Genomic DNA, 7,168 nt, shown 5'->3' with positions numbered 1-7,168 from the left:
TTGCCGCCCCCGCGGCAGATCTCTATGAAATCGCCCGCCAATTCTCTTGAAAGGAGAGGCGACAGGTAAACGCCTCCTTGGCGCACCGTCTCTATGGCGGTAAAAAGTTCGGTGTCCGTATCTTCTTTAAGCAAGTAGCCCCTGGCACCGGCGGCAAAGACGTGATAGAGGTATTCCTTCTTTCTGTGCATGGACAGGATTAATATTTCTACCTCGGGATAGGCCGTCTTGATCTCGCGTGTCGCTTCAACCCCTCTTAATTTCGGCATGGCAATGTCCAGAATGACCATGTCCGTAGTGATCTTTTTTAGTAGGCCAAGGAGTTCGAAACCGTCGCCGGCCTCTCCAACCACCTCCATAGCCTCTGACGTTTCGATAATCTTCTTTATTCCCTGGCGCAGCATGATGTGATCATCAGCCAGCACGATACGATAGGGGCTCATAACCACCTCCTCCTTTATCAATTGGAATACTAAAAGTTATGCTGGTCCCTTTGCCTTCCTCTCCGGAAATCTCAAGGAGCCCTCCCAGCATTCTGGCGCGTTCATCCATGGCCACCAGACCCAAACTCCTCTCTGCGGGATTCCTGGCCTCGACCTGTTTTAAATCAAACCCCTTGCCGTTATCTTCCACCAGAAAATTAACACGGTGCTCATCTTTCTTTATCACAACCGATACGTCGGTGGCCTGGGCATGTTTTCCTATATTTGCGAAGGCTTCCTGAAAGATCCTGTACAGGATAATCTGGGCATCACGCGAAAACAAATTGTCGATGTCCGGCATGTCAAGTGAAAGATTGATATTAGAATGTTTGGTAAAATTTTCAATCAGCCATCGAATGGCAGCGGTCAATCCCAAGTCCTCTAATATGGAAGGGCTCAAATCGCGGGAGAGTCTGCGGACATTTTCAATGATTTGATCTATATACTGCAATGTGCTTTCACAATCTCCTTTTAGCGATCTCTGATCCTCTTGCAAGTTCCTCTCAATAGATCTAACCTGGAGTTTCAAGACAGTGAGGGACTGGCCCAATTCATCGTGCAGTTCCAGGGAGATTCGCCTTCTTTCTCTTTCCTGTGCCGTAAGAAGATGGGAGGAAAGAAAATGGAGTCTTTTCTCTGATTCTCGCAGCGCCTCTTCAGCCGAAATGCGCTCGGTGATTTGCCGGCGTAATTTCTCATTGGCTTCCGCAAGTTCCGCCGTGCGCTCCTGTACCCGTCGTTCTAACTCGCTGTGGGCCTTTTCCAGAGCTTCCTCGGCCCTTTTTCGTTGAATGATCTCAGAATTTGCTTTTCTGTAGAGCAAGAAAACAGAGAGTCCGATAAGCACACATAATCCCAAAACACTATAACCAACGGTCCTCAGCAAGGACCCGGTAACCCTTTTCGAAACTACATTATGGTCATGCAGGAAAACCACGTGCCAACCAGGATATTTAGTAATCTCCGCTTGATGCACGTGGTACTTATTACCCAAGTTGTCCACGGCTTGGTTTTTACCCACTAGCTTCATACCAGTCCAATCCCAAGGTCCTTCGCCGAACTGCCGCGTCTTGGCAATCTCAGAGATCTCCTTAAAAGAGACCTTCCATAACACATGGTAAAGCCACTCTTCACGATCCGACACAAACACAATCCCGTGAGGATCAGTGATCAGCAAAATCCCACCGTGCGGTTTATGGAACTTGAGATTTTCTTCGATCAGTTCAATGGATTTTTTGATGACCACAACCCCCAAGGGTCCTTCTTTCCCCTTGCCATAAACCGGATGACTGAAATATATTCCCCGTTTTTCCGATGTGACTCCCAAGGCCATATAGATGGCCGGAAAGCCTTGCATGGCCTGCTGAAAATAGGGGAGAAAACCATAATTCTTCCCCACAATACTAGTAGGAGTGTCACGGTTGCTCGAAGCTATGGTGTTTCCGGAACGATCCATCAGGTAACAGACACTGGCCTGCACAGTATCACGAAAATGGTCCAGAATCGCATTGGCCCCTGCAAGAGCAACCGCATCTCCACTCACCGGAAGTTGTTGTAATTCCTTTAGTCCGGCCAAAACCTTGACGGATGTGAACGACCACGTCAGATATGCGTCGATTTTATCACTCAAGATCTTCAAGTGTTCCGACGTTTCGTGGTGCACCCTCTCTATGGCGGATTTTCTCAAAATTGAATAGTAAAGATAACCCCCAATGGTGGTGGACAGAACGGCTACCACAGACAATACAAAGACTAGCCGGCGAAGTTTAGTTTCAGATTTTTTCATATTGAACCCTATGGGTGTTCTTTACGGCTCAGGAGGAAGACCGTCATACATTTAAAAATAGCATATGGGCATCAGGGTTGCAATTATTTTGATTTATGGAAAAAGAGTTGTTGGACGATGGATAACATATTGCAATATCATACTAAAGACTGTGTATCGTAGCCCTATATTTTAAGTGATCAAGGAAGGTTATGATTGGTTTCCCGAATCTTTGCAGTTATGTAGTCAGTTTAATTATGTAAGGCTACAGCCTACTTATGAGATTAGAATTTTCTTGATCTTCCTGCACCTGTTAGTGGGCAACCTGGGCTGAATTGATTCCTGCCACTACTTACCGGATCTGGATGTTGATCGCATGTTTATACAGATCATTCAGTCCGCTTGAAATTCAAATACCAAAATACGATCATGGGCTGTGTCGGCGGCAAAGATCCGGCCACCCGCATCGACAGCGACGCGGGTCGGTGAGAACAGCTTGGTTGGAGGGTCCAGGTTCCACTGAGCCAGAACGCGGCCCTTGGGCGAGAGGGCCACCATGCGGTGGTTGGCACTGTCTGACACAAAGATACGGCCGGCCGAATCCACCGCAATACCCGAGGGCACCCGAAACCAGCCCTGCCAGGACGCCGCTATGCCCCAGCCGAAAATCCCACCCCATTTATCCAGATATTTTCCCTCGGATGTGAATTTCTGAAGACGATTGTTATACGCATCCGCCACGTAGATCTGCCCTGCCGGATCCACGGCGACGTCGGTCGGGTAGTTAAGCGCCCCGCTCCTTGCCCGGCCGGGCCGGCCGACCTGGAACAGAAGCACTCCATCTAAGCTATAGGCTTCCACCCGCTTGTTGTAAAACTCAGCCAGATAGATTCGGCTCCGCTTAGGATCGATGCTTAACCCTGAAGCAACCGTAAATTGACCGGGAGCCTTGCCAGTCTGGCCCCACTGCTTTAGATATTCACCACTGGAGGTAAAGACCTGGATCCGGTCCAGGTCATAGTCACTCACATAGACCCGGCCTCGGCCATCAACAGCGACATCCACAGGTTTGGAAAATTCACCAGGACCCTCGCCAGGCCGGCCCCAGGCCAGTAAAAAACTCCCCTCCGATGTGAGCTTCTGAATCCTTGCATTGCGCGTATCGGCCACGTACAGATTTCCCTGTGGATCAAACGCAAGCCCCATGGGCTCATTAAATTGACCGGGCGCCTGCCCGGTCGTTCCCCATGTCGCCACGAGCCTAAAACGCCCCGGGCTTTCTGATCCGGCTTCCATCGAAAAGGTCCAAAGAACCAGGATCAGAAAAAAGAAGAGGGGCAGAGACGCTGCGATTCGGAAGAATCGTCTGTTCATGGTTTAGACCTCCAAGGCACGATCTGCTCAGGCACTAACCGCATAGGGGCGGTGGAATCTTTCTTCGTACCGGCGATCAAGATAATTTTCTGATTGAGGATCTCCTGCGATTCCTTCACGACCGCATTGGCCTCCACTGGAAAGCTCTGGGCTGTCTCAGTCACTTCAAAACGATATGTTCCGTCTGAGGCCCGAGTAAGCCGCCCCACAAATTCGGCTCTAACCTCTCTGGGCGAAAAGCCGGCGTCGTAAACGTACTGATTGATCGTCTCGATTGGCAAAATCGGCTTGCCTTTTATGAAGCCCACCTCAACTACGCCTTCTTTCATATTCATGTCGTACCAGGCAATCCGTCCTGACTGTTTAAAGAAGCGCTCCAGGCCGTAGGCACAAAAGTAGCAGGCCAGGCCATCGGCCCGGATATAGACCTTGTTCTCCCCCTTCTCCGCAGACGGGCTGATGACCTTGGCATCTGCTGCCGATGCGACGAACCAGATGGTCATCACGGTCAACACCAAAAAAGTTATCGTTTTCATGACAGTCAGACCTCCTTTCATATTAAACATATTAAATAATAAGGTTAAAAGCGAAACTCCACCGCAGTCTTCATGACAAAGTCCTTGGGCGCCTGCTGGCCGTTTAATGATTGAAGAATCGGGATCTGCACGCCGCCGCGCAGCATGATTCGGTTGGTCGGAGAAATCAGAATCTCTGGGGAAAAGAAGATAAAATCGCCACCTGAATTGGCATTAGCGAACCCGTTGATCCTGGCTTTTCGCTCATGGAGGTAATTCAACTCAAAGAAGTAGACGATGTCGGTCTCTTCCAGTCCGCGCAGCTCTGGGCGCAGACCATAAGCAACATCCAGATGGAGCCGATCCCCAGGCTTGGTGTCATTGTCCTCGACATGATAGAGATACCGGGCATCCACAAAATAATACCAGTGCAAGCCTTCCCGGCCATGGGCCAGGCCGGCGAGAAGGCTCGGCTTCTCCCGACCGAGTCTCCCATCTCCCTTACCTACCGGAATAGTGGACTGAATCACACTGGCAACAGCATATTTCGCTCCGGGCAGGTCTTTATCCCAAAACCGCCATTTGATGCGCATGGTTGGGTCTCCTATGCCGTTTTCCACGTTCTGTCCCGCGGGTGTGATGTTTTCCTCGCGGACAAAAGGGATAGAAAACCCAACTGCCAGGTCCCGTGTCAGGCCGTAAGAGAACTCCTGTTCCAGCTCAAACCTCCGCTCATCCCCCTGCCGTTCATGGGTAATCTCTGTGTGGATATCGAACGCTCCTTTGCCCGGAGCCTCAGGGCTGATCATAAAAATTGGTTCATGCGCCTCCGCAGGAACGGTATATGCCAGGCTCATAAGCAGTAAAGTCATGATTGTCAAAACAAGTCCGAAATTCCTCAACATGGCGATTCCCCCCTTTTCCTGAACTTAGACCGTTACGTTCAAAATAGCTCCACAGCGTTCCCTAAAACCGAATTGCGCCGTGGGACGGCCCTTGCTAAAAATACAAATCCTAAAAAAAAATGTTTGTCTTGAATGACCGTATTCAGGCTTTAATTTCAGCCTACACCCTGTACCATAGTACCGAGTCAAGTCTTTTTTAAATTTTTCCACTTCTACCTGAAATATAATCCCTGTACCTTGGTACGTGTCAAGGCTTCCCCCGCAAAAAAATTGAAAAAAGTGAACGAGAAAATTTAGATTGGTCGGTGATTTATTTGTATACTTATGAAGTTGAACCTGCACAGCCGCGGGATTCGGAGCTTGACGTCAATAAAATTCGAGATGAACTCGGAAAACGTTTTGGATGGAAAAATGTTATAATCGGCACCGCCGTGCTGATCGGGATTACGGTTCTGGGAACTCTGAGCGTTTTGATATATCACGAATGGTACTAATAATAAATGCTCCTTGTTCAGATTCGAGTTTTATTGCAGAGGCATGAACATTAATCACAGTACCGGCCATACGTTTTAATTTTGTTCCAAAATCTGTTTCAAATCCTTTTTGCTTTAAATTCGATATAAATTGTTTTCGATCTTCAGGATCAATCCAGAAGTCTGCTGCATTATAATTTTTCAATTCACCAAACGATTCAACCCCGAACAGGTCTAATACTGATTGGTTAGCCTCCAGAATTTCTCCTTTTTCAGTAGATAGAATAATAGCGTCCTTTGACATGTTGAAAATTGTTCGGTATTTTTCTTCACTCTCCCGCAGCGCTTCCTCAGCTAGTTTGCGCACGGTGATATCCCGAATGGCACTAAGATTAATTTTTCTGCCATCCAATGTAAAATCGTTAGCGTTAATTTCTACTGGAAAAACAGTTCCATCTTTTTTCTTGTGATACCGAATGGGTAAGAATGTCTTTTCAACGAGTTTAATTGCCTTCTTCGTTTTTTCAGGCTCAGCAGATAAATCCCACGCTTTTAACCCGACAAGTTCTTCATGGCTGTAACCATACAATTTACAAGCTGCTTCATTCGTTTCAAGAAGGTTACCAGTGTCTTCATCTACCAAAAATAAAGCATCTGATTCTACTTCAAAAAGAGTACGATACTTCTCTTCAGATCTTTTGAGCGCCTCCTCAGCCTGCCTGCGTTCAGCATCTACTTTAGATAGGTAAAGCGCCATCTCAATAGTGGTTTTAAGCTCTCTGTCCTGAAAAAGGTTTAATGACATATCCAAAGGGCAGTGTAAGCTTGGCCCGTTCGAGCCTGTCTTCATCCATATGAGCTGTGACGAATACAACCGGGATATTGAATTGGGTGCGTATTTGATCAGCCGCTTCAATCCCGTCTATCTCCCCTTTAAGCACAATATCCATGAAAACCAAATCAGGCCTACACTCCTCCACCTTTTTAACGGCATCCTCTCCATAGGAGACTATTCCAGGCACGGAATATCCAAAACTCTTCAAACGGCTCTCTAAGTCCATTGCGATAATACCGTCATCTTCCACTATCAAAACTTTAGCTTTTGCCATGTTCTATTTACTCCCATTATTAAGCCCTTATTAATAAATTCCGAAATCGACTCGGCTGAGCTCGTCGCAGGCCGCAATCCCAAATCCCAAATCGAATCATATCCTTGGTTTATAAGCAGCTCTTTTGAACTTGATATTAAATTGAGTTCCACCTGTTCGATCTAAATCAATTGTTCCATCAAGCTGATGTCCTGCTAATACCTTGACTAAGTGTAAACCCATTGACTCCGTACCTCTGATATCCAATTCCTCTGGAATACCTACACCGTCATCACTGACTGTTAATTCAAGCTCATCTTCATTGATTGATTGTAGGACAATGCTGATGTTACCTTCTTCCTGCTGGTGAAATGCATGTTTAAGGGAATTGGAAACCAGTTCGTTTATAATCAATCCACAGGGAATTGCATTTTCAAGGTCGAATAGAACATCCTTGATCTCAATATTTAGTTTTACCTTGTTTGTATCAACCCCATGAGATGTGAATAAGCCATTTACAAGGCTTTTAATATATTCACCGAAGTCGATGTTAGCGAAGTCCTTGG

At 47.1% G+C, this 7,168-nt stretch carries 8 protein-coding genes; all 8 read right to left on the bottom strand.

Annotated features, from left to right (window positions below):
• A partial coding sequence (locus tag V3S16_RS14570) for a response regulator transcription factor (RefSeq protein WP_413886191.1) occupies nt 1-443 on the bottom strand: 443 nt, incomplete at its 3' end.
• The gene (locus V3S16_RS14565) at nt 415-2,268 is read right to left on the bottom strand and encodes a histidine kinase (protein ID WP_413886189.1); all 1,854 of its coding nucleotides are present in this window, start codon (nt 2,266-2,268) and stop codon (nt 415-417) included. The genes V3S16_RS14565 and V3S16_RS14570, both read right to left, overlap by 29 nt.
• 372 nt (nt 2,269-2,640) lie before the next feature.
• The gene (locus tag V3S16_RS14560; protein WP_413886187.1) at nt 2,641-3,621 is read right to left on the bottom strand and encodes an NHL repeat-containing protein; all 981 of its coding nucleotides are present in this window, start codon (nt 3,619-3,621) and stop codon (nt 2,641-2,643) included.
• The gene (locus tag V3S16_RS14555; RefSeq protein ID WP_413886185.1) at nt 3,618-4,157 is read right to left on the bottom strand and encodes a hypothetical protein; all 540 of its coding nucleotides are present in this window, start codon (nt 4,155-4,157) and stop codon (nt 3,618-3,620) included. The genes V3S16_RS14560 and V3S16_RS14555 overlap by 4 nt, the downstream gene beginning before the upstream one ends.
• A 44-nt stretch (nt 4,158-4,201) precedes the next feature.
• Nucleotides 4,202-5,041: a transporter gene (locus V3S16_RS14550; RefSeq protein WP_413886183.1), complete on the bottom strand. Its 840-nt coding sequence runs from the start codon at nt 5,039-5,041 to the stop codon at nt 4,202-4,204.
• A gap of 444 nt (nt 5,042-5,485) precedes the next feature.
• Entirely contained in the window at nt 5,486-6,319 is an 834-nt protein-coding gene (locus V3S16_RS14545; protein ID WP_413886193.1) for a PAS domain-containing protein, read from the bottom strand.
• The gene (locus V3S16_RS14540; RefSeq protein WP_413886181.1) at nt 6,285-6,623 is read right to left on the bottom strand and encodes a response regulator; all 339 of its coding nucleotides are present in this window, start codon (nt 6,621-6,623) and stop codon (nt 6,285-6,287) included. Before V3S16_RS14540 ends, V3S16_RS14545 begins: the two co-directional genes overlap by 35 nt.
• Nucleotides 6,624-6,719: 96 nt before the next feature.
• Nucleotides 6,720-7,168 (bottom strand): sensor histidine kinase (locus tag V3S16_RS14535; RefSeq protein ID WP_413886179.1); only part of this gene is annotated, 449 nt, incomplete at its 5' end.

It is taken from the genome of Candidatus Desulfatibia sp., assembly GCF_036446775.1.
Classification (GTDB): domain Bacteria; phylum Desulfobacterota; class Desulfobacteria; order Desulfobacterales; family UBA11574; genus Desulfatibia_A.
This window is presented reverse-complemented; position numbering and strand designations above follow the sequence as displayed.

Coding starts and splice junctions, on each gene's coding strand:
- V3S16_RS14565 (WP_413886189.1), bottom strand. CDS start 2,268: ATGAAAAAATCTGAAACTAAACTTCGCCGGCTAGTCTTTGTATTGTCT.
- V3S16_RS14550 (WP_413886183.1), bottom strand. CDS start 5,041: ATGTTGAGGAATTTCGGACTTGTTTTGACAATCATGACTTTACTGCTT.
- V3S16_RS14560 (WP_413886187.1), bottom strand. CDS start 3,621: ATGAACAGACGATTCTTCCGAATCGCAGCGTCTCTGCCCCTCTTCTTT.
- V3S16_RS14540 (WP_413886181.1), bottom strand. CDS start 6,623: ATGGCAAAAGCTAAAGTTTTGATAGTGGAAGATGACGGTATTATCGCA.
- V3S16_RS14545 (WP_413886193.1), bottom strand. CDS start 6,319: ATGTCATTAAACCTTTTTCAGGACAGAGAGCTTAAAACCACTATTGAG.
- V3S16_RS14555 (WP_413886185.1), bottom strand. CDS start 4,157: ATGAAAACGATAACTTTTTTGGTGTTGACCGTGATGACCATCTGGTTC.